This window comes from Pedobacter sp. GSP4 (genome assembly GCF_051857575.1).
In the GTDB taxonomy this organism is placed as follows: domain Bacteria; phylum Bacteroidota; class Bacteroidia; order Sphingobacteriales; family Sphingobacteriaceae; genus Pedobacter.
On the sequence record NZ_JBPZIR010000010.1, the window covers coordinates 168,410 to 192,293 of the forward strand.

The window sequence follows — 23,884 nt, forward strand, 5'->3', positions numbered from 1 at the left end:
ACCGTCTTATTTATCGTTACAATCGGCTTAACAAAAGCTTAACCGATGCTCTTTTCTGGTAATTGGGATCAAAATGAATATATTTAATCTTGCCTGATTTATCGATTATATAAGTTGCCGGTACCGGAAGCGTGTGCCTGTTATTGCCATTATTGGTTTCGAGGTTTATACCATAGCCTTTATACTTGGTAAATGTAGCATCGTCCATTACAAAGTTTACATCATAAGCCTTCATAATTGAATCATCCTTATCCTGCAGAATAGAAAAACCCGCCTTTGTTTTCTTGATCGTTTTGTCTATGTTTTCTTTGGTTTCGGGCGTAATGCCAATCACATAAGCATCTTTATCGCTGAGCAACTGCAGAGAATCCTGAAGTTCTTTAATGTGTTTATTGCAATATGGACACCACTGCCCACGGTAAAAAAACAGTACAACCGAGCGGTGTGTTTTAAGCGCATCTTTCAAACCCACTTTTTTACCGTTCTGGTCTACACCACTAAATAATGGAGCTTTTGAGCCAACTGTTAAACCTTTTTGCGCCTTTACCTGTAAACACAGGACTGTAATTAAGGCAATAGATAGTATAATTCTTTTCATCATATGGTTAGTTTAAAAGGTAGGAAAGATTTTAGCCTTTCCTGCCAGTTTTTTTTACATTTTACTTTTCGACATTTTGTCTTTGGCCATTTTCGATTTTTCCATTTTAGCTTTCTTCACCGAATCACTTTTCATTTTGCCCATTTTGTCTTTTTCCATCTTGTCCATTTTCTTTTTACCCATCTTATCCTGTTTCACTGTGCTCATTTTTTCTTTTTCCTGCAAAGGTTGGGTAGCAGCAAAGGCTTGTGAATAAAGACTGGCCACAACTAAAGTAGCTACAAACAATTTTCCTGTCGATTTTAAAATTTGATTTTTCATGTTTTATGTGTTTTTACCCCTCTGTCGGAGAAAAACAGAATACCTTACAATAAAAATCAGTTTTTATTTATTTCTGCTTCTAGCTTTTTAACCAAATTGCTTTTAAAAGTTTCATCTAACTTAAAACCCTCTACCGGAAAGCCAGTAAACAATCTGTTTATCAGCATACTTTGTTCTTGATAAAGCTTGCACACCGAGCAGCCGGCCAAATGAACTTTTAACTGTACCGTTTCTGCAGCTGTAATTTTACCGGTCATTCTCTTTTCTATTAAAAAAGTAGCCTGCTTACAGTTGTAAATAATATTTTTTAATGCGTTAGTCATGTTAGTTCCAGTTTTTTTGAAGGCAGTTCCGAAGGTTTAGCTTAGTTCGGTGCATAATTACCCAAAAATTGGGCTGGCTGAGTTTGAGTTCAGCACAAATGTGCTCCGATTCCAGGTCATCCATATGTTTCATGGCAAATACCGAAAACCATAATTTAGGCAACTTGGTCAAACAGGCATTTAAAATAACACCCAGTTCCTTTAAAATTAATGGGTCGTGTGTTTCTAAACCAAAGGCCTGTGGCCTGCAATGTGCGTTCCAGTGGCCAGTTTCGGCATCAAAAAAATCGCTTTGCTCCTTTTCGGCATCAGTTACTTTTAAATCTTTTAAAATACCTGATGATTGTTTCCGGTAAAAATCGGCAATCTTGTTTTTAAGGATAGCGGTTAACCAGGTTTTCTCCTGGCTGTTCCCTTCAAATTGGTTCAAACGCTGTAGGGCTGCCAAAAAAGTATCCTGTACCAGGTCTTTTGCTACATCCTCATCCCTTAATCTCGACATGGCAAAACCATAAAGATAATCGGCATACTGCTCTACCCAGGTAACCGGGTCAGAACTGCTATACTTCTGATTAACATTGCGATCCATTTCTTTTTGCATCTTTTGTGTATCTAGCATAAATATAGTGCTTAATCGCTTAGTCGGGCAAATGCGTATATCCTTACAATTTATTTTATTTTTTTTCTTGTAAGGTTTCCATATTGAAAACGACCAAATCTAAAATTGATAACCATGATCAGAAAAATAGGATTGCCCTTTTTAGTGATGAGTTTACTCTGTGTTGCTTCTACTGAAGATCATAAAGGTGCCTCAAAACCGCCTGCTAAAACAGGTTTTGCAGTTTTAGAACTTTTTACTTCCGAAGGTTGCTCTAGCTGTCCCCCGGCCGATGCATTATTTGCTGAGATTGAAAAAGAAAGCCAAAACAAACCTGTATACTTATTGGCCTATCACGTAGATTATTGGGACAGGCTAGGCTGGAAAGATAGTTTTAGCAGTGCAAAATTTTCTTCCAGACAGCATCAATATGCCGATTGGCTTAACCTTAAAACCATTTACACGCCACAGATTGTGGTAAATGGAAGTAAAGAGTTTGTGGGTTCGGAAGAAAACATCCTGCGGAACAACATTCAGACAGCACTCTCCAAACCATCAACCCGCAATTTGGCTGTTTCAACCAGTAAAAGTGGCAACGGTAAACTAACACTAAATTATAATACCGACCAACCAACCGATGGTTATTCACTAGCAGTGGCTTTGGTAATTGAGCAAGCAAGCAATCGGGTTTTAAAGGGTGAGAATAAAGGCAAAACTTTAAGCCATGTGCAGATAGTAAACCAATTTGAAACCTTTCCTCTTAGTGAAAAAATCACTGGGTCGGTAATTGTGCAAATGGAACAAACAAAGGGGCAACAGCCAACAGCACTGATTTCCTTTTTGCAAGATAATAAAACAGGTAGAATAACTGCAGCGACAAGCTTAAGAAGCCTGGTATACAATGAGTTAAATCATAAATCTGAGCAATAATATTTTGCGTTTTTAAGCTAAACAGTTATCAATATGATAGAAATTAAGGAAAAACATGCTCTGTTAATGCGGTGGACCCATTGGGTAAATTTCCCCGTATTGGCCATTATGATCTGGAGCGGTTTATTGATTTACTGGGCAAATGATGCTTATGGTGTTTCCATTTTGGGCATTACATTGATTAAGTTTTTCCCAGAGTGGTTTTACAATTATTTCCATATCCCCCAGCGCCTGGCAGAAGGAATGGCCTTTCACTTTCTTTTCATGTGGTTCTTCTTTATCAACGGACTGATTTACCTCTTATACACGGTTTTTTCTGGTGCATGGCGCGAACTTTTACCCAATAAAAATTCGTTTAAAGAGGCCTGGTTAGTTTTGTTACATGATCTTCACCTCCGTAAAACCGTTCCACCGCAAAAAAAATACAACGCTGCCCAGAGCATAGCTTATTCGGCAATTATACTAATGGGTATAGGCTCTGCTTTAACCGGTTTAGCCATTTACAAGCCTGTGCAGCTATATTGGTTATGCTGGTTATGTGGCGGTTACCATTTTGCAAGGATTATCCACTTTGCATTAACCATTGGCTATGTATTATTCTTTATCATTCATATTGTACAGGTAGCACTTGCCGGGTGGAATAACTTCCGCGCAGTGGTTGCCGGTTTTGAAGTGATAGAAAAAAAGCCTTTGCCCGAAAAAGAACAGCCAATACACCATAAACCTGAAAATGATGAAGCCAGCAGACCATAAAAAGAAACTCAAAGTGCCCTTAACCGTTGAGCAAAAAATTAAACGCCGGAGTTTTATTTCATTCGGTGCTTTTTTCGCACTCGGTGGAGCTGCAACCGTTGGCTGGAAATGGCTTTTAGATGCTCCGGAAGAAATACCTGGAGTTACCGCTGGTGCAAGGGCGCCATTGCGGAGGGCACTGAACAAAACAGAACTCTTTTTCCGCAATTTGTTTAGCAACAGCCACCTGGTTAAAACCTACCCCAAAGAACTGGCAGCTGCTACGCCCAGGGTTAACAGCTTAATTGGTATCGAAGACGATGAAGATTTTGATATTAACGCATGGAAACTGGTTGTAAAACGTGTAAATGGGCAAAACCTAAACATCGGTTTGGAAGAAATAAAGGCGCTGCCCAAAACTGAAATTGTTTACGATTTTAAATGCGTAGAGGGCTGGGACGAAATCCAGCATTGGGGAGGTGTAAAACTGAGCGATTTTTTAACACATTTTAAATTAGATGCTCAGGCGCAACTGCCGTACATGGGCTTAGAAACCCCAAATGGCGCTTATTATGTAGGTTTAGAAAGAGAAAGCGCACTTCATCCACAAACCTTGCTTGCTTACGAAATGAACGGAAAAAGCTTAAGTGTAGCGCATGGTGCACCGCTAAGACTCATTGTACCGGTAAAATATGGCATTAAAAACCTAAAAAGAATAGGAACCATGAGTTTTAGCAATAACAGGCCAAGGGATTACTGGGCAGAACAGGGCTACGACTATTATTCGGGCTTATAATTTGGATTTGCGAATGCATTTTTAAATGAATATCAAAAAAAGCACATTGTTTTAAAGTAATTATCGGTCTCATACGTCTACCGCTAATAATAAACCTAAAACATAATCTATATGATATCCGTTTTCAAAACTAATGTATCCTCAGATCGTGAGTTAAACAAAATCAGTCCGCTACTTAACCGTTATTTTAAAGAGATTAAGTGGAACATCGATCTTTGGGACAATGATAAAATCCTACGGGTAGATTCGAACAAAGATTGGACGGCAGAAATTACAGCATTGTTTAGCAGCATCGGTCTCCGTTGCACGCACCTCGAAGTTTTTCATACCGATCCTTTTTAACGATAGCTTTTACTGCTGATAGTTCTTCTTTCGCCTATCTTTTTGGTCTTTTTATAATAGATTATGCTTAAATTGCATCATCTATTCCACCATCCGCGAATGAAAGAAATTACCGATATACTTAAGGCTTACAAAAAGGCAGCAAAGGCACACAAAAAAACTGCCCTGGCCACTGTGGTGAAGGTAGAAGGTTCTTCTTACCGCAGGCCGGGCGCCCGCATGTTGATTACCGAAGATGGACAGTTAACAGGTGCCATTAGTGGTGGCTGCTTGGAAGGCGATGCCTTGAGAAAAGCCCTTTCGGCAATTGTACAACAGGAAAACAAACTGATTACTTACGATACTACCGACGAAGACGATGCCAAATTTGGCGTTCAGCTGGGCTGTAACGGCATTGTGCACATCCTGTTCGAACCCATAAAAGCCGATGATGCCTTAAACCCAATTGCCATTTTACTGGCACTGCAGGCAAAAAGAGAAAATGCAGTACTGGTAACCCTTTTTTCTTTAAGCGAAAAGCTTCAGCTGGGAACCAGCATGCTTTACCGGGCAGAAGACAATTTGTCCAAGCTCCCTGAAAGCATTCAAAACAACGTACTTAAAGATGCGGAAGAAGTTATGGGCAACAAAACCTCAATATTTAACAGTTACCAAACGGATAATGTGCAGATTGATGCTTTTCTAGAATTTATACATCCATCTGTTTCTTTGATTATTGCCGGTGCCGGAAACGATGCGCAGCCTTTGGCCGAAGTGGCCTATCTTTTAGGTTGGGAAGTAACCGTGATAGATGGCAGGCCTACCCATGCAACCGCCCAACGCTTTAACAATGCCAACAAAATTTTGGTGTGTAAACCAGAAAATGTTTGTGGCCAGACCGAAATAGACGATCAGACTGCTTTTGTATTAATGACCCACAATTACAACTACGATTTACAGTTACTTGGGCATTTGTTACAAACCAAAGCTCCCTATATCGGTACATTGGGGCCAAAGAAAAAACTCATCAGAATGCTTGATGAGCTGGATTTACGAACGCCCGAAAATGAATTAAGGGTGCATGGCCCTATTGGTTTGGATATTGGTGCAGAAACGGCAGCGGAAATTGCCATTTCGATCATCGCTGAAATTAAAGCCGTTTTTACAGGCGCATCGAGCGGTTATCTCAAAGCGAAAAAAAAACCGATCCATGTTTACGAAATGAAAAGCATTTAAGGTGGAAACAGGCATTATCATATTGGCAGCAGGCAAATCATCCCGTTTGGGAAGGCCGAAGCAGCTTTTAAGCTACAAAGGCAAAACCCTGCTCCAAAATGTTATAGACGGAGCTTTAAAAACCAGTTGCAGTCCCATTGTTGTAGTTTTAGGTGCAAATTCCGATGAAATATTGGAACAACATAACAACAAAAACATACATTTTATAGTTAATCCCCTTTGGGAAAATGGAATGGCATCGAGCATTGTAGCGGGCCTTTCGGCTGTTGTTAATCTAGATCCATACCCGGCAAATATTATTATTGCAGTAGCAGATCAGGCATTTATTACTGAGCTTACCTTTAATAACCTAATTGAAAAGAAAAAATCGACCGGAAAAGGTATTATTGCCAGTGCTTACCAGCAAACTTTAGGTACACCGGTTCTGTTTACAAAAGATTATTTTGAAGCACTTTTATCGCTCGAAGGATCTTCAGGGGCAAAAAAAATAGTAAAACAATATCCAGCAGACGTAGAAAGTGTGGCGTTTGAACTTGGGTACGTAGATATTGACACAGAAACAGATTACATCAATTTAATAAACGGGTAAATGATAAAAGATTCTTTTGGAAGGACACACGATTACCTGCGGATATCGCTTACCGATAACTGCAACTTTCGCTGCTTTTATTGCATGCCAGAGGAAGAATACGACTTTACACCTGCTTCCAGATTGATGCAAACTGACGAAATTATCAAACTGGCAGAAATTTTTGTGGCCAATGGGGTAAAAAAAATCAGGTTGACCGGTGGCGAGCCCTTGGTGCGCAAAGATGCTGCAGCCATTATTACCGCCCTGGGCAAATTACCTGTAGAACTGGCCATTACCACCAATGGAACACGCATTGCCGAAATGCTACCTGTTTTAAAGGAGGCAGGAATTAGAGCCATCAACATTAGCCTGGATACTTTACAGCCCGAAAAGTTTTTCATGATTACGCGCAGAGATGTATTTCATCAGGTACGCAGCAATATTGAACTGCTTTTACAGCATAAAATTGAGGTAAAAATCAATATGGTGGTGATGAAGGGCCTTAACGATAATGAAATCAATGATTTTATAGCCTGGACTAAACCCAACCCAGTGCAGATCAGGTTTATTGAGTTTATGCCATTTAGCGGAAACAGATGGACGAGCAACAAAATGTTCTCATTAGATGAAATACTGGCTGTTGCAGCCCAAAAGTTTACGGTTCTTCCGGTAAAAGGAGCCGCGCACGATACGGCCAAAAAATTTATGATACCGGGGCACGAGGGTTCTTTTGCCATTATAAGCACCATGACCAACCCTTTCTGCGATACCTGCAACCGCATGCGCTTAACCGCTGATGGGAAACTGAAAAACTGCCTTTTTTCGGACAGTGAAACCGATCTGCTTACAGCTTTGAGAAATAACCAAGATGTATTGCCCTTAATTGAGGCGAACATATGGAGCAAGAAAAAAGCACTTGGCGGACAACTACTACCCGATTTTGAACAAATAGATGCTGCAACCATCAACAACCGCAGCATGATTACCATTGGAGGATAAAACATTCATGATAAGCGTTACCGAAGCTAAAAACCTTATTTATCAAAACATTACACCTTTAACTCCTGTTGTTAGCCCCTTAGCGGATTCCTCAGGACTCGCACTTGCCAACAACATTTACGCACAATACGATATTCCTGCTTTTAGGCAATCGTCAATGGATGGTTACGCCTTAAAATTTGAAGACCACGATCAAGCATTGGTGCTTATTGGCGAAATGGCGGCCGGTACCCCTACCAATATTGAAATTAAGCAGGGCGAAACCAGTAGGATATTTACGGGTGCTCCACTGCCCGAAGGTGCCGATACGGTGGTAATGCAGGAAAAAATAACCCGGCAGGATGGAAAAATTACCTTACAGGATAGCAATTTAAAACTAGGCTCGAATGTAAGGGATAAAGGTTCGGAAATTAGTGCGGGTGCATTGGCCATGGAAAAAGGCAACCTGCTCAGTCCGGCGGCAATTGGATTTCTGGCCGGCATCGGCATAACCGAAGTCGCGGTATTTCCACTGCCCAGTGTTTCGATTATTGTAACGGGTAAAGAACTGCAAAAACCAGGAACGGAGCTCGGTTTTGGGCAGGTGTACGAATCGAACTCTTACTCGCTTTCTGCCGCATTAAAGGCCGAAGGGATTAATCGGCTTGCCGTTTATGAAGCTGATGATGACCTTAATATTTTACAAAACGTATTGCAAGAAGCATTATGCAACAGTGACGTAGTACTTTTAACCGGCGGCGTAAGTGTTGGCGATTATGATTTTGTAATTGAAGCATCGGCCAATTGCGGAATTAAGCCTATTTTCCACAAAGTGAAACAGAAACCCGGAAAGCCGTTATTTTTTGGCACCAAAGCAGAAAAACTGGTCTTCGGTCTGCCTGGCAACCCCTCATCAGTGCTCAGTTGCTATTACAATTATGTGCTCCCTGCGCTTAAGCTTGCGGCTCAAAAAACCAGCAGCTTAAATGAGGTTAAAGCCATTTTAACCCATCCTTACACTAAACCGGCCGGATTAACACATTTTCTGAAAGGTAAGTATGAAAACGGACAGGCCACGCCACTTAGTGCTCAAGAATCGTACAGGCTCAGTTCTTTTGCACAGGCCAACTGCTTAATCTGCCTAAACGAAAGCCAAGAGCAGTTTGAAAAAGGAGAAACCGTAACCGCCATTATTTTACCTCAATAAACATGCAAGAAAGCTTTATTTTATTTTACTGTTTACTTTTTATTGTTGCCTTTTTATATGCCTCGGTAGGCCACGGCGGTGCTAGCGGCTATTTGGCACTGATGGCTATTTTTGCAATTTCGCCAGCTGTAATGAAACCCACTGCATTGCTGCTTAACCTTTTTGTTTCCTCCACATCGTTTATTCAGTTTTACCGTGGTGGGCATTTTAAATGGAAAACATTCTGGCCATTTGCGCTGGCTTCTATCCCACTCTCTTTTGTGGGAGGCATGATGGCAATTGAAAGTTCAGTTTACAAGAAGATTTTGGGGCTGCTGCTGCTTATTCCCGTAATCCGTTTTTTCTTTTTCAAAAATACAGATCCCAAAGATTTTAAACCTTCCAATATTCCTTTATCTTTAGCCATTGGCGGTATAATCGGGCTTCTTTCTGGTATGATCGGTATTGGCGGGGGCATTATCCTATCGCCCATTTTGCTGTTGTTAAAGTGGACCGATCAAAAACAAACTGCAGCCATAAGTGCAGCTTTTATTTTTGTCAACTCAGTTTCGGGCTTAGGTGGCCAGCTGATTAAGGGCTTCGACTTTAACAGCCATATGTTGGCTTATGTTGGCGTAGCCTTTGTTGGAGGCATTTGCGGTGCTTACTTTGGTGCATTAAAATTTCCACAAACCGTTTTAAAAAATGTTCTGGCCTGTGTACTGGCATTGGCCGCTTATAAATTACTGTTTACACATGCATAATAATATGAAATACATCCTAATTGCCCTACTCTTTATAGGTTTTGCCACAAGGGCTCAAGAAAGCACGCAATTTGTAATTGAAGGAAAGGTTAAAGCTCCATTAACAGTAACATTGGGCAATTTAAGTGCATACAAATCCGTTAGTTTGGATAGTATGACTATTTTTAACCACTTAATGCAGCGTAAAAGCAGCATTAAAAACATCAAGGGCGTATTGTTGAAAGATATTTTGGCCAAAGTTGAAATTGATGCCGCTTCGCCGAAAACGTTGAGCGAATATTACCTTGTTTTTACGGCAACAGATAACTACAAAGTGGTTTATTCCTGGAACGAAATTTTTAATTCGCCTACGGGCAACCAGCTATTGGTGTTAACCGGATATGACACCGACCCCGCAAAGGCAGAAAAAGGCAATATTGCCATTATTACGCCAAGCGATTTTGCCACAGGAAGAAGATTTGTGAAAGGATTGAGTAAAATCAGCATCTTACAGGTAAATTAGCAGCATGGAAATCGACATTATCAGTTTTGGAAAGATTGCTGAGCTGATCAAAAATCAAAAAATTAATATTTCTGATATTGGGGATACAGCGGCTTTACAAGCACACTTAGAAAACCAGTTTCCCGAACTGAAAGGGATAAAATACAAACTCGCTTTGAACAAGGATATCGTTCAGGCCAACACAGTAATAAAGCATAACGATACCATAGCCATAATGCCACCTTTTTCTGGAGGATAACACATGAGTGCAGAGCGATACAACAGGCAGATTATCCTTAAAGGATTTGGCGAAGAGGCACAACAGCAATTGTTAAGGGCCAAAGTACTGGTAATTGGTGCTGGCGGTTTAGGTTGCCCTGCATTACAGTATCTTGCTGCCGCAGGGATTGGCCATTTGGGTATTGTTGATGATGATACGGTTTCTTTATCCAACCTGCACAGGCAGATCTTGTTTACCACCGCCGATATAGGCAAACTGAAAACTGAGGTTGCAGCAAAAAGATTGCAGGAAATGAATACCCAGATTGGAATTGTGCGCCACCCAATCCGTTTGCAGAAAGGCAACATTCTCGATATTTTATCGCGCTACGATTACATATTGGATGGTACCGACAATTTCGAATCCAGATACCTCATTAACGATGCCTGTGCCCTGCTCAACAAACCGCTCATCTTTGCTGCTGTTTCGGGTTTCGAAGGCCAATTGGCTGTATTTAACACGCCAGATCATTTGGTACCCAGTACCAACTACCGCGACCTATTCCCTATCCCGCCAGAAAAAGGAGAAATTCCAAACTGTGCCGAAAATGGGGTAATCGGTGTTCTTCCGGGCATATTGGGTACCATGGCCGCAGCTGAAACCATTAAACTGATCACCAAAATTGGCCAACCTTTAACCAACAAAATATTAAATTATAACTTACTTACTCAAGAACAGTATATCATCAACATCAGTCAGGCCAATAACTATACCATGCCCAAAACTGTTGATGAATTTTTAAATATGGAATACCAGGATACGTGCGAACTGCCGCAGGGATATATAGAAATTGATGCCGCAGCGTTGATAAAACTTCAACAGACAGAATCTACCCTATTGATCGATGTGCGCGAAAGGCACGAAGTACCTATATTGGACAAACAGGTTTTTACCCAGGTACCGATGTCAGAGTTTGGGGCTTTCATTACGAAAGAAATTACCCAAAAGCATGTGGTTTTAATCTGCCAGCATGGAATAAGAAGTGTAGCCGCCGCCGAAGCACTACAGGAAAAATACGGTGCTTCAAAAAAAATATACAGCTTAAAAGGTGGCATTGTTAAATGGAGAGACCATTTTATCAAATCGTAACATGAGCGAAAAAAAAATCAAAAATATATTCGTAAACGGTAAAATAGAACCTGCTTTTATTGCCGATAGTATTGCCAAACATAGTACTAAAACTGCCATTGGTGGTCACAGTATTTTTATGGGCCAGGTAAGGAAAGATGAAATATCTGGGAAATTCGTTGCCGCTATTGAGTATACAGCTTACGAGGAACTGGCCTTGGAAAAAATGCACCAGATAAGGGAAGATATTTTTGAAAAGTATCCCATTAACTGCATGCACATTTACCACAGTTTAGGTACTGTAAAAACTGGCGAAATCTGTTTATTTGTGTTTACATCTTCAGCCCACCGTAAACCGGCAATGGATGCCTGCAACGAAGTGGTAGAGCGCCTAAAAGCCGAACTGCCCATCTGGGGAAAAGAAATATTTGAAGACGAAACGCATCAATGGAAAGAAAATATTTAACATGGTAAACATTACAAAAAAATCGAATACATTAAGAATTGCCATTGCTACTGCCACTGTTAACGTATCAAAGCAAGAAACCATCGATGCTATTGAGCAGCGTAAAATACCAAAAGGCGATGTTTTTGAATTTGCACGTGCAGCCGGATTATTTGGCGTAAAAAAAACAAGCGATGTTATTCCCGATTGCCATCCGCTGCCTATTGAATATACGGCAATCAGCTACGAAATTATAGATTTAAGCATTATCATTACCGTAGAGGTGCATACGGTATATAAAACCGGCGTAGAAGTAGAAGCCATGCATGGCGCATCGATTACGGCACTTACCATGTACGATATGTTGAAACCGATTGATAAAGGGGTAGAAATCAGTAATATTAGGCTGCTTAAAAAATCGGGGGGGAAATCGGATCTCAAAAATGCCAAATTCCCTGAAATAAAAGCTGCAGTTGTAGTATGCTCTGATTCGGTTTTTGAAAATAAGGCACAGGATAGCTCGGGAAAGGCCATTATTTCGCGACTGGAACAATTTGGCATTAACACCTTACAGTATGAAGTTTTACCTGATGAAATAAAGCTTATTGGAGAGAAGGCGCTCGATTTAAGCAGTAATGGCTACGAATTGGTGATATTTACGGGTGGAACAGGTCTTTCGCCACGTGATGTAACACCTGAGGCGATATTACCTTTAATTAACCGCCCAATAGATGGAATTATGGAAACGGCGCGCAGGTATGGCCAAGAGCGTATGCCTTATGCCATGCTCTCGCGTGGTGTGGCCGGTTTTATCGGCGATACTTTGGTGCTTACTTTTCCGGGTTCAAAAAACGGTGTAGAAGAAAGTATGGATGCGCTATTTCCACATGTATTTCATCTGTTTAAGGTTATTAAGGGCGAAAAACATTAAGCCCCGCAATTTTTCTAAGCTGAATAATTATCACCAAGATTAAATCTAAACAACAAAATCCCTTTGGGATAAAAAATTAAGTCTTATTTTTGCGGGATGTCGTCTAAATACAAGGTTTTATATTTTTTTCAAAACTCCGATACTGTTATAATAGAAATACAACGTCTTGATTTACCTCAAAACGCTGATGCGGAAGCGGTATACCACTGGCTTTATCTCGATAAAATTACGGGTTCTTTAATTAAATTATGGTTCCGCTCGCTCGATTCATCCAACGAAATTGAAGAGCGTTATTTTGAACAGGGCTACCTTAAATTTAATAAAACCGAAGCAACCTATATTGAAAAACACAACTCTTCTCAGCAAAAACTCACCAACATGAGCAATAGAACTATTGATGCTGAAATTAGTGACCTCTTGGAAAATTATTTAAAATAAGCAGTTTAAACAATCTCAGGCAGTTCTGATTCTAAACCGGCCTTGTTTAATGGATAACGTGAGGAATGGAAGTTTTTAAGCGACAGACTAAAACCTTCATACCAATCTTCTTTTTTAAGCTGCTCTAAAAGCTGTACGCAGGCACAAACATCCGCATCGGCCTGGTGAATGGCCCTGGCTACAAATGCAACCACATCCCAGATGCCATCCATTAGGAAAAACCTAAAAGCAGCTAATATTGCCGACCATTGCGTTTTTTTAGCCTGTAGGAGAAAGAATCTCGAAACCGGACTGCAAAGACGCTTAAAGGCCATATAATCTTCTTCTGCACCGTTTAAATTCAAAAGACTATCGTTATAAGGGAGATCTACAATTTCTGATGAAATTTTGCTCAAGCCGTGGCAATAAACACTCGAAGCGCAGATAGAGGATATGGAAATCAGTGACAAGTGATCGTAAATTGCGGGATGCATTTTTAATTTCCCATTGCGTACAAATACCAATCCGCCTTTTTTTACCATTCCGGCCTGAACGTTGGTACTGGATAGGCTTAGGAGCTCGAATTCGCTTTCAAAATTAAGTGCCATTACGAACTGTGCGGCCGCCATAAAAGCGCCTTCATCCACATGTGTATTGCTGTTGGCAGGTTGTTGAACTGAAAAAATAGAAAGTTGCAAAAGTATTTAGTTTGTCTGGTTCTGGCCGTTGGTACCGGCAAGGGCAAAAATAAAAATCCAATCCAGAAAATAACTGTAGAAACAACTTGTTAAGTAAACTGAAAAGGTAATGGGCTAGAAATGAGAAAGAAATTTTTTCAACCTTTTTGTTCAGTAATTGCACAGCTGGGTTTACAGATGTCCGGGCAAAAAAAAAGCAGGAATAAATCCTGCTCAAAATCTTTTTAGGGAAGAATTAAACAACTCTTACTTTCACTGCATTAAGGCCTTTTTTGCCTTCTTGAACTTCGTATTCAACTGTATCATTCTCTCTGATTTCGTCAATCAGGCCTGATGCATGCACAAAAATCTCAGATCCGCTTTCTTCTTTGATAAAGCCAAAGCCTTTTTCTGAGTTAAAAAATTTTACTGTTCCGTTTTTCATTATACTGGATGTTTAAATTAAAAAACCAAAAATAGGATTAAAACGCAAAAACCAAAATTACAGGCAAACAAATTTGTTAATAATGCGCAAAAAGATTTACAACTGTAAAGATTAATCCTTTCAGTACAAAGAGAATGAACAGCAAGCTACTTAGATCAGAAAGATTTCCGTTGCGTAATTGATGAGTACCAGTTAATGGGGTGCGATCTTAAATTCATGCCATCGCTCTCGATGTGATAAAGGATAATCGGCATGCTAAAATCAACAAAGCGTTCTACCTTTCGGGAAAGTTTACCCAAAAAATCCATGCTGGATATCCCTTCTTTTAAATGAACATAAATTACACTTCCTGTTTTAAACTCAAAGCGCTCAACAACTCCTGGCCACTCTGCTTTTATCCTGGTGAGGAAAGCTTTGATTTTGGTTTCTTCTTTTAGTTCTTCCATAAGCTTATCAGGTTTTAATATATGCTAATTTAAAAAATTATCCGAATTGTGGTGAATTGTAACAGCACCTATACAATCTGATTTTTTTATAAAACCTGTATCACTAATAAAACCCGATAATGCAGTGGAAATTGTGTGGTTGATTTATTTTTTTGATAACCATGTAAGGCATATAAGTACTTCGGCTTATGTTTTCAGCTGCCTTACATGGTAAAATAACCTAATAGTTGATGATATTATTTAGCAGTAACCTGAACATGCCCTTCTTTTAAACCTTTACCTTTTACATTCAATTGTATAGCCCCACCTTTTTGATTAGCCTGCACAACTACCACCAGCTTGCCGCTAAACAGTTTCATAGTTGGTTTTACAAAAGATTCAAGAGAGGTAGCATCGCCATTGCAAACCGCTTTAAATGCACCTGCTCCTTTAACCTCGAAATTTAAGGCATTTGTAGCGGTGGGACAAGGATTTCCGTTTTTATCCACTACCGATACAGTTACAAAAACCAAATCTTTTCCATCAGCTTTAATTGTGGTTCTATCAGGACTTAGCACGATTTGATCAGGCTTTCCGGCTGTTGTAACCTTTTCTTCCGCTACAGGTTTGCCATTGCCATCCAACGCAACTACCTTTAGCGTTCCAGGTTCATATTTTACATCCATCCACATTAAACGGTAACGGTTCTGCGGCGATGATTTATCTTTTTTCCGTACACCCAGGCTTTTGCCATTTAAAAAAAGCTCGGCGCTATCGTAACTGGTGTATACAAAAACCGGGGTCGTTTCTCCTTCTCTTCCCGCCCAGTTCCAGTGTGGAAGCAGGTGTAAAGTAGGTTTATCTTTGTTCCAGCGGCTTCTGTATAAATAATAACGATCTTTAGGTAAGCCCGCCAGATCCGAAATCCCGAAATAAGAACTTCTTGATGGCCAGCTGCTATCATAAGGTGTTGGTTCGCCAAGGTAATCAAAACCCGTCCACACAAACTCACCAATTACCCATGGCTTATCATCCTGCATCACAAAATCATCATCAGGCACGTTAGACCAGCTGCAATATTCAAGATCGTAAGAAGAAGACTGGAAATCAGGGTATTGTTTATCAAATCCTTTTACAACCGGAAATTTATATATCCCCCTCGAACTTACAGTTGATGCTGTTTCTGAACCCAAGATAAATCCCTGTGGGAAAGCCTTGTTTGCCTCTTCGTAAAGATGTACCCTATAGTTTAACCCTGGAATATCCAATAATGCACCAAAACCCGATTGCATGGTTGCCTTTACCTGATCCATACCCACAGTAACGGGGCGCGTAGGATCTTCGCGGTGGAAAATTTCCTGAAGCCATTTGGCCCTTTTAACTCCTTCAGCACCAAACTGATCGGGCACTTCATTACCCGAGCTCCACATTACAATACAAGGGTGGTTCTTAGTAGCCTTAACCAGGTTAACAATATCTTTTTCGGCATCGGTATTAAAATAGAGGTGATAACCGTTTTCTACCTTGGCTTTTGCCCATTCATCAAAGCTTTCGGCCAAAAACATAAATCCCATTTCATCGCACAGCTCCAATTGCTCTGGCGATGGCATATTGTGCGAGCTCCTGATGGCATCGCAGCCCATTTCTTTTAAAATGGTTAACTGCCTTCTTAATGCAGCTGTGTTTATGGCCGCTCCAAGTGGTCCAAGGTCATGGTGCAAACATACCCCTTTAAATTTCCTTACCTGCCCGTTTAAGCTAAAACCTTTTGCTGCGCTAAAACTGATTTCCCTAACTCCAACCTTTGTTTTAACTACATCTTTCAATACGTTCCCTTCGTATACTTTGGAAATTGCCGTGTAGAGGTAAGGCCGTTCTGGACTCCAAAGCTTAGGGTTTTGGAGCTGGATATTCTGATCGGCTTCATTTCCAAAGATAGTTTTGGCCGTATCAACAGCAACCTGCTTGCCCAGGCTATCTACAATCTGCGTAACCAACCGCAACCCTTTACCTGTTAATTTGGTTTTGATATTTACCTTGGCAAATTCCTTTTTAACTATTGGTGTGGTTACGGTAATGCCCCACTGCTCAATACTTTTTTCTTCTTTGATAATGAGGCGCACATTGCGGTACAAACCTGCACCAGGGTACCAGCGCGACGATTTAGCCATATTTTTAAGGTGAATGGCCAATAAGTTATCGCTTTTTTTGAGGTCGTTTGTAATATCGATATAAAAATAGTTATAGCCATAATTCCATTGTCCAACCAGCTTCCCGTTCAGGTAAACACGTGGTTCGCTCATGGCACCATCAAGCTGCAGCAAAACTTTTTGATTGGACTGAATTACCGGAAGATTAAGTTTTTTTCTGTACCAGCCTTCACCAATGTAAGGTAAAGCACCTGTTCTGCCCGTTTTTTCGCTGGCTTTGCTTTCGTTATTTTGGGTAATGGCAATTACCTGTTTGTCTATTTCTTTATCAAACGGACCGCTAATGGCCCAATCGTGCGGAACGGTTACCGTTTCCCACCTTGTATCGTTAAATGTTGATTCTGCAGCTGTAGGAAAATTTCCTTTCGAAAACTTCCAGCCTTCATCTAATAGTATTTCAGTTCTTTGGGCAAGGGCATTTAAATAAGCTAAACTGAGAATAAAAACGGTAAAAAGTATTTTTTTTAAACTGAACATGTAACAGATGTTTATTTTAGGTAAATAGATTCGATGGTAATTTGAGTTGCACTGGTATTGCTTCCGTAGCCAAAAGTAACTTCTAACTTTTCGGCATTTTGCAGTTTAAAGGCAGCGCTATCAGTTGGTTGATAATACAGCGGTAAAAACCCCGGGTATGGACGGGGCAGCAACAGTTGTGCAGCCTTTTTAAGTTGGTTCAATGGAATTTCGATTGATTTAAATTCTTTCCCTGCCAAAATTTCTGCAGCAAAAAAATGCGCATCATTATCAATTAAGCCTATTTTAAGCTTCGTGTTTTCGGCATTTGCCTTAACCTTGATTACCAATGTCTTTGCATTGCGGAGCGATTCTAACCTACCTTCCAATTTATCAGCAAAGTAACTTTGAAAACCCATCAACTGGCCGGGTTTGGGCTTGTTGATCGCGAGGTTCAATTGCAGTACGGAAGGATTTTCTCCCGAAACATAATCCACCTTGTTGCTTCCCCAATCGGGACTGTAGATATTGATGTTTTTTCCATCCGCAGCTGCGTTGAAAATCTCCAAAACGGCATCCTTAGCTGCAACATAGGTTTGGTAACTTTCGGTTTCGAGCCTGTCCCATGCATTCGGATTTCCCTTTTCGTTGGCGGGGAAAGCAATATAATCGCCATTGGCCCTGTGGATGATGATCTGGTATTTCAGCAGGCCATTTTTGACCAGTTCGGCAGGAATGGTTGCTGTATATGTATACTCCTGATTTTTTTGCATCGGAATATTTTTCCAGCGGCTGCCTGCATTCAGCTGAATAAATACCGAATCAGTTGTTCCTAAACCTACAATTTCTGCATTGATTAGAAAAGCCGCATCTGCTGAAACGCTTGCCAATGCCTCATGCTTAACAAAAACACCTTCCTGATCTGCTTTTGGGGCCACAAATTCGCCCAAGGCAATATTTTGCATGTTGCTTTGAGCATTTAAAGCCGTTTTAAGTCCTTTTCTGATTAGCAGATAAGCTCCGGGAGAAACCCTGAAATTATTTTTACTGGCTGCAGCATTAAAAGTATTGCCCTGATTCAGGCCCTTAACTGTAAAGCCCGAACCTAAATCAGGCAGCTCAATACCGATGGGCAAGGTAACCCAGTTAATGCGGGTAACCTCTTTTTTGGGCGATGCTTTTTCGAAAGGGTCTTTGATCTGTATTGCATCGGGCATTACTTCTAAACGCCAAACGCCAGGAGCCACCTGATCTATAAAATAGGCTCCCCTACCTTGGTATTGAACAATTTTAGAACTCCCTACGCCGGCAATATGCTTTAGTTTTTTCGCATTGATCACTTTCGATGAGGTTGTATTGGTGTAATAAAATTCGGTTTCCGCATTCATTTCGCTCAACGAACCTTTGTAATCGATTTTAAAAGGCCCAAAGGTATTGCTATTGTTCAGCGTATCTAAACGCTTGGTTTGATGAAAAACCTTCGAAGCAATTAACATGCTTATGGCTTTAGCGGGTGTATAAGCAAGGTTTAAATAGTGTGTTTGATACTCTGTATTGGCATAAGCGGTGGCCATAGGATCGTAAGCAAACTGGGTGGCCCATTGAAAACCTGCAGCCCTGAAGCTTCTGGCCATTGCCGGATACATGATCGGTGCCATTACATCACCGGCATCAAATTCGTAAACAACTTTTGCACGGGTTTTAAACGCCGGGATAGTATCGAAAGGAATTTTATACCTGGCAACATTTGGCAGGTAATTGCCTTTCAGTGTATGTCCGGCAACGAGGCCCGTTGGGTACCATTGAAAGCTATGCCCCTGAACATCTGCTTTTACAACAGCATCTGCATACCAGGGCGATTCGCTAATGTTATAGAAAACAGGCTTGGTCCAGCCGGTGCTTTTTATGGCAGCAGTCATCCGGTTAATGTATTCGGTTGCCCTTTCTTTGGGGCCACTGTGATGGGGTTCATTGTTGATTTCTGTTGCCAGAATATCTGCATCCTGCTGATAGGTTAAGCCAGTATAAGGGTTTTTATGCTTAAAAAACTGTTTCAGGTAATTTTCCTGTGCTTTAAAGGCTTCTTCGTTAACCAAAGCCTTTTCCTTTCCAAATATGTTGGCAAAACTTCCTGTATTTTCATCTTTTTCAGGATAACCATTCCCCCAGAAAGCAATTGGCGTAACCAATGTTTTAATTTTACGCTTTTTTAGTTCGGCCAACAGAAAATCGAAAAGGCGTAAATGTTCGTTATCGATCAAGTTTCCTTTGGCATCCGATATTTCCTGATCCCAAACATGGACGCGGAAGGCATCTAAGCCCAAACGCGAAAAATGATAAACATCATCTTTTATAGCCTGCTCGGCAGTTACCCCCCTCCTTACAATTGCCCGGTTCCCATAGGCAAAGGGTGCGGTATAATTTGTACCGTAAAAAGCAGCTTCTTTATGGTCTTTCTGCCATCGGATTACACCCGAAGCATCTACGTAAATGCCCTGGTTATCTTGCGCATGCGCAGCAATGGCCATGGCGGCAAAAGCAACTGAAAGAGATATTTTTTTAAGTAAAGTCATTTTTTTTGTTGTTAGTCCGGATTTGCAATCCCGACATTTGAACTGCGGATTTAAAATCCGATTTTGGCTTGGTCCGGGTTACAAATCCAGACCAACTGGCGGCTATATCAAAAGTCGAAATTTCATCCAAAATTCAAGGCATTTAACCTGTCCTTCGACAGGCTTAGGATGACAATTCTGTTAGTCGGGATTTGTAATCCCGACATTTGAACTACGGATTTAAAATCCGCTTTTAGCCTGGCCCGGATTGCAAATCCGGACCAACATATCCAAACTATGGCAAAAAGGCATCCATTGCAACCGTTGGTTTACCTGTATCATCAAAAGCGCCCAATTTGTAACCACTCCAGCTGTTGTAAGATTGTGGTTCCCAATAGAAAACACCTAATCCCTTATTGTTGGCCAATGATTTATTTTTAGCCATTAAATCTTTGATAAAATCCCTACAGGCTGCAGCATCCGAAACCGGCATCCCTAGTTCACAAATCATCACTTCCGATCCATAACGGTTAACCATATCGGTCATATTGGCTAAACATTGAGTATTTTTTGCCGACCAATCGCTGGCCGTTGGATACATCGACATGCCCACTACATCCCACTTTGCACCATTATTTTTCAATCCATCAAATATCCACCTATATAAACTGTTATCATATCCGTTAGAAATATGAACAACAACTTTAGTACTTGGATTAACAGCTTTTACCCCATTATAGCCAGCCTGAACAAGTTCAGCAAAATTCTTCATATTCACTGAAGCTTTGCCATCATTCCACAACATACCGTTATTGGTTTCGTTACCTACCTGTACCCACTCTGGTACAATTTTGTTGGTTTTTAAAACTGTTAACACTTCTACGGTGTGGTTGTAAACAGAGGTTTTTAAAGTGGCAAAATCCTGTGTGGCCCAAGCTGCAGGCTTATTTTGCTGCGCAGGATCGGCCCACGAATCGCTGTAATGAAAATCGATCAGCACACGCATGTTCATGGCCGATGCTCTTTTGGCCTTCGCCAGTACATCGGCAGTATTGCAATAACCTGAGCTTGGATTTACCCAAACCCTTAAACGGATGGTATTTATCCCTTTATCTTTCAAAATCTTGAACAGATCTTGCTGTTGGCCTGCATTATCGTAGAATTTTTTACCCGCAGCTTCCATCTCGGTCACCCAGCTTACATCTGCTCCTTTGGCATAGGTTCCAGGTTGATCGGGTTCTGGATAGAACTGCGTTTCGCCCTTAACCGATTTTTTACAGGCTGAACTAAATAGGCTAAGCATTAAGATAAGGCCTAACCAGTTGATGGTTTTTATTTTTTTAAACATTTGTATATTCCTTTAAGCAAAATTTAACTTAATTTTTCTGTCCTCGCTAAAACTATTTTACCGAGTAAGTATAATTCCCATCGCCTGCACTTAAATCTAAAGTAACGGTGAAAACACCTGTTTTGGCAACCGGAATATTGATACCGCCCCAAGTTGGTGCACCTGCATAAACCAGATTACCGTTGGCATCTACTTTATAGCTGATATCGTAGCCGCCATTGCAGGTAAATACAAATGTTTTGCCCGCGGTTAAAGAAACGTTTGCAGCCACCCATTTACCTGTTGTTGCATTATAAACCATTGGGGTTGATGAGGTGCTCCAGGCATTATCATCACCAGAGATGAAGAATTTTACTGGCGTGTAGGTAATGGTTAATGCGCTTACATCGGCATTAACTTTGAGGTAGGCAGGTGCAGGTGTAAGGTATAAATTGCCTCCGGTTAAACTCATGGTTGTAGCAGTACCTCCCCAGCCGTAAATTTTGGTGGCATCTTTTGATGATACCAGTTGAAAGGCATCGCCACCGTAACCATCGGCATTTGGCAGGTTTAAATAACCTTCGTATTTATCGTTAAATTTAGAAGAGGTTAATACAAAACCATTGGTTCTGGCTGTTGGTGTTTTCCACGAATTGCCGCCCCTTACCAATAAAGCCGGGTATTCTATTGTAGCTTTGTAGGGATTAACCGTCATGGTTAAGCTCGAATATATAGGCTTAATGGTCGATGCTGCTCCTGTATTTTGTGTTACCTCTGCTTTTAAACGTACCACCAAGGTACTTACCGTTCCTGTTGGCAGCATGAGCTGATTGGCTAAAAGGGAATTAAAATCTGAACCCAGATAAGCTTTTTCAAAAGTGCCCGCTGCAAGCTTAACAGTTATGGCATTTGCCCAGGCATTTGCGCCTAAGGTATCGGCAGGTACATCAAACTGCAACGAATAAACCGGAATAACGCTGGCACCAAAATTTGCAGCCTTAAAACTGAAAGTAGCCACATTAGTTGCATCGGTAGCTGCAGTTAAAACTACACTCGCTGCAGAACTTTTAAAAGCAAGACTGCCCGCAGTAGGTGAACTCACAATATTTGTACTTTCTTCTTTTTTACAGCCAAAAAACAAGCTGATTAATAGCAAAGTGTATATGATCTTAATTGATAACTTTTTCATAATTCTTGGATTAATAACCTATATTTTGACGGAGATTTGGATTGGCCGAAAGATCGGTTGGAGGCAACGGATAAAGATTATATTTGGTATTTACGGCAGTTCCTTCTTTAACACCGCCTTTCCATGCCCATAAATAAGCCGCGGTAGTGAACTTACCAAAGCGGATTAAATCGGTTCTCCTGGTTGCCTCGTACCAAAGTTCTCTTCCGCGTTCATCTAAAATGAAATCGGTTGTTAAAGCACTCGAAGTAATGTTCCCTGCTGTACTCCCATTATAAGCACGGGTACGTAACTGGTTAATATAGCCTAAAGCCTGCGTTAAACTCCCTCCTGTTCCGCCACGCAACACAGCTTCAGCATAAGTTAAATAGGTTTCGCCCAAGCGGAAAAGTGGAAAATCGATATCAGAAAAGTCTTTAGCTACATCCTGATGCGGCGCCGGACCACCTGAACGTGTTTTATTGCGGAATTTGGTACTCGAATAACCATCAGTTGATACATATAGATCGTTCACTTCCATATTCTGTCCCGACATGTAAAACTGTGCTCTTGTATCGGTTGCGCCTGTTTTATCGGCAAAGAGGTTAACAAACTGCTGGGTAATCCTTAAACCGCCCCAGTTGCCACTCGAACCCGATACATCACCCGGAACAGCTGCAGGACCATGCATTAAATAGGTTGTACCACCATAATTTTGGGTGCTTGTTCCGTCGTAATTAATCGTAAAGATATTCTCGTCGGTGTTTAAATGATTATCGGCAATGGTTAACTCAGGGTAATTGCCATGAAGTGTATAACCCGCGCCGGTAATTTTATTGCAATAGGTAATGGCATCGGTATAACGGGCTGTACCGGTGTAAACTTCGGCATTTAAGTAAATCCTCGATAACAAAGCCCAATCTGCTGCCCTATCTGCACGGCCATACTCGTTGGCTTTAGGTGCAGCCAGATCATTTTCAATGGCTTTAAGTTCCGATTCTACGTAAGCGAATAAATCTTTACGGGAAATCTGTTTTGGTAAATCTTTTCCCCCAATTTCTGTGGTTTCGGTAACCAGTGGCGGGTTGCCATAAATATCCATTAAAACAGCGTATTGATAGGCCCTGATAAAGCGTGCTTCGGCCCTAAACTTACGTACGGCATCGGCATCGGCGCCAACAATTCCCCTTTTGCTCAAATTATCATCAGATGATTGGTTGATAAAATCGTTACATAACGTAATCTGGAAGAACGAACGGTAATATAAGCCGTTGATGATCGAATTGATAGACGACCAGCTCAATTCGTGCAGTCCCTGAATACCAGCATCATTTTTCCACGACCATACGGCCTCATCGGTGGTTAGCTCCTGCAAATTCCAGTACAAACGCAAGAAATCAGAATTTCCTTCATCTTTGATAATTTCTGAAGGAATATCAGGCTGACCTACTGATGCATTTCCGGTTAATGCGAACGCACCATAAACCTTGGCCAGGGCCTGCTTATAACCTGCGGCACTGGTATATACTTTATCTGCGGTTAAATCGTTGGTTGGCGTTAGGTCCAATTTATTGCACGATAGCAGTAAAATAGAGGCACTACAAGCCAATAGGATTAATTGTAAAACACGTGGTTTCATATATTTTTT

General features: G+C 40.9%; 27 protein-coding genes. 15 read left to right on the forward strand and 12 right to left on the reverse strand.

From position 1 onward, the window contains the following. Nucleotides 1-16 precede the first annotated feature (16 nt). The 4 genes from ACS5PU_RS21345 to ACS5PU_RS21360 are packed head-to-tail and all read right to left on the reverse strand — an operon-like array spanning nt 17 to nt 1,861. Nucleotides 17-601, reverse strand: coding sequence for a peroxiredoxin family protein (locus ACS5PU_RS21345; RefSeq protein WP_439461198.1), 585 nt, complete (start codon nt 599-601; stop codon nt 17-19). A 51-nt stretch (nt 602-652) separates the two neighbouring features. Next, nucleotides 653-919 (reverse strand): hypothetical protein, encoded by a 267-nt coding sequence (locus ACS5PU_RS21350; protein ID WP_439461199.1) that lies wholly within the window; start codon nt 917-919, stop codon nt 653-655. A gap of 56 nt (nt 920-975) precedes the next feature. After that, nucleotides 976-1,242, reverse strand: coding sequence for a hypothetical protein (locus ACS5PU_RS21355; protein WP_439461200.1), 267 nt, complete (start codon nt 1,240-1,242; stop codon nt 976-978). A 1-nt stretch (nt 1,243) separates the two neighbouring features. Next, nucleotides 1,244-1,861, reverse strand: coding sequence for a sigma-70 family RNA polymerase sigma factor (locus ACS5PU_RS21360; RefSeq protein ID WP_439461201.1), 618 nt, complete (start codon nt 1,859-1,861; stop codon nt 1,244-1,246). Between the two features lie 114 nt (nt 1,862-1,975). Here ACS5PU_RS21360 and ACS5PU_RS21365 point away from each other — a divergent pair, with 114 nt between their 5' ends. The 15 genes from ACS5PU_RS21365 to ACS5PU_RS21435 all read left to right on the forward strand — a co-directional run bounded on the left by ACS5PU_RS21365 (nt 1,976) and on the right by ACS5PU_RS21435 (nt 12,997). After that, nucleotides 1,976-2,770 (forward strand): DUF1223 domain-containing protein, encoded by a 795-nt coding sequence (locus tag ACS5PU_RS21365; protein WP_439461202.1) that lies wholly within the window; start codon nt 1,976-1,978, stop codon nt 2,768-2,770. Nucleotides 2,771-2,803: 33 nt separating this feature from the next. Beyond that, nucleotides 2,804-3,523, forward strand: coding sequence for a cytochrome b/b6 domain-containing protein (locus tag ACS5PU_RS21370; RefSeq protein WP_439461203.1), 720 nt, complete (start codon nt 2,804-2,806; stop codon nt 3,521-3,523). Continuing rightward, the gene (locus tag ACS5PU_RS21375; RefSeq protein WP_439461204.1) at nt 3,501-4,298 is read left to right on the forward strand and encodes a molybdopterin-dependent oxidoreductase; all 798 of its coding nucleotides are present in this window, start codon (nt 3,501-3,503) and stop codon (nt 4,296-4,298) included. The genes ACS5PU_RS21370 and ACS5PU_RS21375 overlap by 23 nt, the downstream gene beginning before the upstream one ends. Before the next feature lie 111 nt (nt 4,299-4,409). Then, nucleotides 4,410-4,640 (forward strand): hypothetical protein, encoded by a 231-nt coding sequence (locus ACS5PU_RS21380; protein WP_439461205.1) that lies wholly within the window; start codon nt 4,410-4,412, stop codon nt 4,638-4,640. Nucleotides 4,641-4,739: 99 nt separating this feature from the next. Further along, nucleotides 4,740-5,855: an XdhC family protein gene (locus ACS5PU_RS21385; protein WP_439461206.1), complete on the forward strand. Its 1,116-nt coding sequence runs from the start codon at nt 4,740-4,742 to the stop codon at nt 5,853-5,855. 1 nt (nt 5,856) lies between these two features. After that, nucleotides 5,857-6,444: a nucleotidyltransferase family protein gene (locus ACS5PU_RS21390; protein ID WP_439461207.1), complete on the forward strand. Its 588-nt coding sequence runs from the start codon at nt 5,857-5,859 to the stop codon at nt 6,442-6,444. Then, nucleotides 6,445-7,425 carry a GTP 3',8-cyclase MoaA gene (moaA, locus tag ACS5PU_RS21395; RefSeq protein ID WP_439461208.1) on the forward strand — a complete coding sequence of 327 codons (981 nt, stop codon included), beginning with the start codon at nt 6,445-6,447 and terminating at the stop codon, nt 7,423-7,425. Between the two features lie 7 nt (nt 7,426-7,432). After that, complete coding sequence (locus ACS5PU_RS21400) at nt 7,433-8,611, forward strand: molybdopterin molybdotransferase MoeA (RefSeq protein WP_439461209.1); 1,179 nt, start codon at nt 7,433-7,435, stop codon at nt 8,609-8,611. Between the two features lie 2 nt (nt 8,612-8,613). Further along, nucleotides 8,614-9,354, forward strand: coding sequence for a sulfite exporter TauE/SafE family protein (locus ACS5PU_RS21405; protein WP_439461210.1), 741 nt, complete (start codon nt 8,614-8,616; stop codon nt 9,352-9,354). Between the two features lie 4 nt (nt 9,355-9,358). Further along, entirely contained in the window at nt 9,359-9,856 is a 498-nt protein-coding gene (locus tag ACS5PU_RS21410; RefSeq protein WP_439461211.1) for a molybdopterin-binding protein, read from the forward strand. 4 nt (nt 9,857-9,860) lie between these two features. Further along, entirely contained in the window at nt 9,861-10,094 is a 234-nt protein-coding gene (locus ACS5PU_RS21415) for a MoaD/ThiS family protein (RefSeq protein WP_439461212.1), read from the forward strand. A gap of 3 nt (nt 10,095-10,097) precedes the next feature. Beyond that, nucleotides 10,098-11,204 (forward strand): ThiF family adenylyltransferase, encoded by a 1,107-nt coding sequence (locus ACS5PU_RS21420; RefSeq protein WP_439461213.1) that lies wholly within the window; start codon nt 10,098-10,100, stop codon nt 11,202-11,204. Nucleotide 11,205: 1 nt separating this feature from the next. Further along, entirely contained in the window at nt 11,206-11,649 is a 444-nt protein-coding gene (locus tag ACS5PU_RS21425) for a molybdenum cofactor biosynthesis protein MoaE (protein ID WP_439461214.1), read from the forward strand. Between the two features lies 1 nt (nt 11,650). Next, the gene (gene moaCB / locus ACS5PU_RS21430) at nt 11,651-12,559 is read left to right on the forward strand and encodes a bifunctional molybdenum cofactor biosynthesis protein MoaC/MoaB (RefSeq protein WP_439461215.1); all 909 of its coding nucleotides are present in this window, start codon (nt 11,651-11,653) and stop codon (nt 12,557-12,559) included. Nucleotides 12,560-12,655: 96 nt separating this feature from the next. After that, on the forward strand, nt 12,656-12,997 hold the full coding sequence (locus ACS5PU_RS21435; RefSeq protein ID WP_439461216.1) for a hypothetical protein: 342 nt from the start codon (nt 12,656-12,658) through the stop codon (nt 12,995-12,997). A 5-nt stretch (nt 12,998-13,002) separates the two neighbouring features. On the opposite strand, the gene ACS5PU_RS21440 is transcribed toward ACS5PU_RS21435, so the two are convergent. The 8 genes from ACS5PU_RS21440 to ACS5PU_RS21475 form a co-directional block, all read right to left on the reverse strand. Continuing rightward, nucleotides 13,003-13,674, reverse strand: a complete 672-nt coding sequence (locus ACS5PU_RS21440) for a hypothetical protein (protein ID WP_439461217.1) — start codon at nt 13,672-13,674, stop codon at nt 13,003-13,005. Between the two features lie 235 nt (nt 13,675-13,909). Next, a complete protein-coding gene (locus ACS5PU_RS21445) occupies nt 13,910-14,098 on the reverse strand; it encodes a cold-shock protein (protein WP_025142821.1) in 189 nt (62 codons plus the stop codon). A 155-nt stretch (nt 14,099-14,253) separates the two neighbouring features. Continuing rightward, a complete protein-coding gene (locus ACS5PU_RS21450; protein WP_439461218.1) occupies nt 14,254-14,544 on the reverse strand; it encodes a hypothetical protein in 291 nt (96 codons plus the stop codon). 236 nt (nt 14,545-14,780) lie between these two features. Then, a complete protein-coding gene (locus ACS5PU_RS21455) occupies nt 14,781-17,210 on the reverse strand; it encodes a DUF4982 domain-containing protein (protein ID WP_439461219.1) in 2,430 nt (809 codons plus the stop codon). An 11-nt stretch (nt 17,211-17,221) separates the two neighbouring features. Next, nucleotides 17,222-19,762, reverse strand: a complete 2,541-nt coding sequence (locus ACS5PU_RS21460; RefSeq protein ID WP_439461220.1) for a membrane or secreted protein — start codon at nt 19,760-19,762, stop codon at nt 17,222-17,224. 274 nt (nt 19,763-20,036) lie between these two features. Continuing rightward, entirely contained in the window at nt 20,037-21,089 is a 1,053-nt protein-coding gene (locus tag ACS5PU_RS21465) for a glycoside hydrolase family 53 protein (RefSeq protein ID WP_439461221.1), read from the reverse strand. Between the two features lie 52 nt (nt 21,090-21,141). Next, complete coding sequence (locus ACS5PU_RS21470; protein ID WP_439461222.1) at nt 21,142-22,257, reverse strand: SusE domain-containing protein; 1,116 nt, start codon at nt 22,255-22,257, stop codon at nt 21,142-21,144. A gap of 10 nt (nt 22,258-22,267) precedes the next feature. Beyond that, nucleotides 22,268-23,875, reverse strand: a complete 1,608-nt coding sequence (locus ACS5PU_RS21475) for a RagB/SusD family nutrient uptake outer membrane protein (protein WP_439461223.1) — start codon at nt 23,873-23,875, stop codon at nt 22,268-22,270. Nucleotides 23,876-23,884 lie beyond the last annotated feature (9 nt).

Excerpts from the sequence above, each read along its gene's own strand:
- ACS5PU_RS21475 (WP_439461223.1), bottom strand. The coding sequence starts at position 23,875 with ATGAAACCACGTGTTTTACAATTAATCCTATTGGCTTGTAGTGCCTCT.
- moaCB (WP_439461215.1), top strand. The coding sequence starts at position 11,651 with ATGGTAAACATTACAAAAAAATCGAATACATTAAGAATTGCCATTGCT.
- ACS5PU_RS21425 (WP_439461214.1), top strand. The coding sequence starts at position 11,206 with ATGAGCGAAAAAAAAATCAAAAATATATTCGTAAACGGTAAAATAGAA.
- ACS5PU_RS21370 (WP_439461203.1), top strand. The coding sequence starts at position 2,804 with ATGATAGAAATTAAGGAAAAACATGCTCTGTTAATGCGGTGGACCCAT.
- ACS5PU_RS21470 (WP_439461222.1), bottom strand. The coding sequence starts at position 22,257 with ATGAAAAAGTTATCAATTAAGATCATATACACTTTGCTATTAATCAGC.
- ACS5PU_RS21455 (WP_439461219.1), bottom strand. The coding sequence starts at position 17,210 with ATGTTCAGTTTAAAAAAAATACTTTTTACCGTTTTTATTCTCAGTTTA.
- ACS5PU_RS21375 (WP_439461204.1), top strand. The coding sequence starts at position 3,501 with ATGATGAAGCCAGCAGACCATAAAAAGAAACTCAAAGTGCCCTTAACC.
- ACS5PU_RS21420 (WP_439461213.1), top strand. The coding sequence starts at position 10,098 with ATGAGTGCAGAGCGATACAACAGGCAGATTATCCTTAAAGGATTTGGC.
- ACS5PU_RS21405 (WP_439461210.1), top strand. The coding sequence starts at position 8,614 with ATGCAAGAAAGCTTTATTTTATTTTACTGTTTACTTTTTATTGTTGCC.
- ACS5PU_RS21380 (WP_439461205.1), top strand. The coding sequence starts at position 4,410 with ATGATATCCGTTTTCAAAACTAATGTATCCTCAGATCGTGAGTTAAAC.
- ACS5PU_RS21400 (WP_439461209.1), top strand. The coding sequence starts at position 7,433 with ATGATAAGCGTTACCGAAGCTAAAAACCTTATTTATCAAAACATTACA.
- ACS5PU_RS21435 (WP_439461216.1), top strand. The coding sequence starts at position 12,656 with ATGTCGTCTAAATACAAGGTTTTATATTTTTTTCAAAACTCCGATACT.
- ACS5PU_RS21460 (WP_439461220.1), bottom strand. The coding sequence starts at position 19,762 with ATGACTTTACTTAAAAAAATATCTCTTTCAGTTGCTTTTGCCGCCATG.
- ACS5PU_RS21415 (WP_439461212.1), top strand. The coding sequence starts at position 9,861 with ATGGAAATCGACATTATCAGTTTTGGAAAGATTGCTGAGCTGATCAAA.
- ACS5PU_RS21410 (WP_439461211.1), top strand. The coding sequence starts at position 9,359 with ATGAAATACATCCTAATTGCCCTACTCTTTATAGGTTTTGCCACAAGG.
- ACS5PU_RS21445 (WP_025142821.1), bottom strand. The coding sequence starts at position 14,098 with ATGAAAAACGGAACAGTAAAATTTTTTAACTCAGAAAAAGGCTTTGGC.
- ACS5PU_RS21450 (WP_439461218.1), bottom strand. The coding sequence starts at position 14,544 with ATGGAAGAACTAAAAGAAGAAACCAAAATCAAAGCTTTCCTCACCAGG.
- ACS5PU_RS21365 (WP_439461202.1), top strand. The coding sequence starts at position 1,976 with ATGATCAGAAAAATAGGATTGCCCTTTTTAGTGATGAGTTTACTCTGT.
- moaA (WP_439461208.1), top strand. The coding sequence starts at position 6,445 with ATGATAAAAGATTCTTTTGGAAGGACACACGATTACCTGCGGATATCG.
- ACS5PU_RS21465 (WP_439461221.1), bottom strand. The coding sequence starts at position 21,089 with ATGTTTAAAAAAATAAAAACCATCAACTGGTTAGGCCTTATCTTAATG.
- ACS5PU_RS21350 (WP_439461199.1), bottom strand. The coding sequence starts at position 919 with ATGAAAAATCAAATTTTAAAATCGACAGGAAAATTGTTTGTAGCTACT.
- ACS5PU_RS21345 (WP_439461198.1), bottom strand. The coding sequence starts at position 601 with ATGATGAAAAGAATTATACTATCTATTGCCTTAATTACAGTCCTGTGT.
- ACS5PU_RS21355 (WP_439461200.1), bottom strand. The coding sequence starts at position 1,242 with ATGACTAACGCATTAAAAAATATTATTTACAACTGTAAGCAGGCTACT.
- ACS5PU_RS21385 (WP_439461206.1), top strand. The coding sequence starts at position 4,740 with ATGAAAGAAATTACCGATATACTTAAGGCTTACAAAAAGGCAGCAAAG.
- ACS5PU_RS21360 (WP_439461201.1), bottom strand. The coding sequence starts at position 1,861 with ATGCTAGATACACAAAAGATGCAAAAAGAAATGGATCGCAATGTTAAT.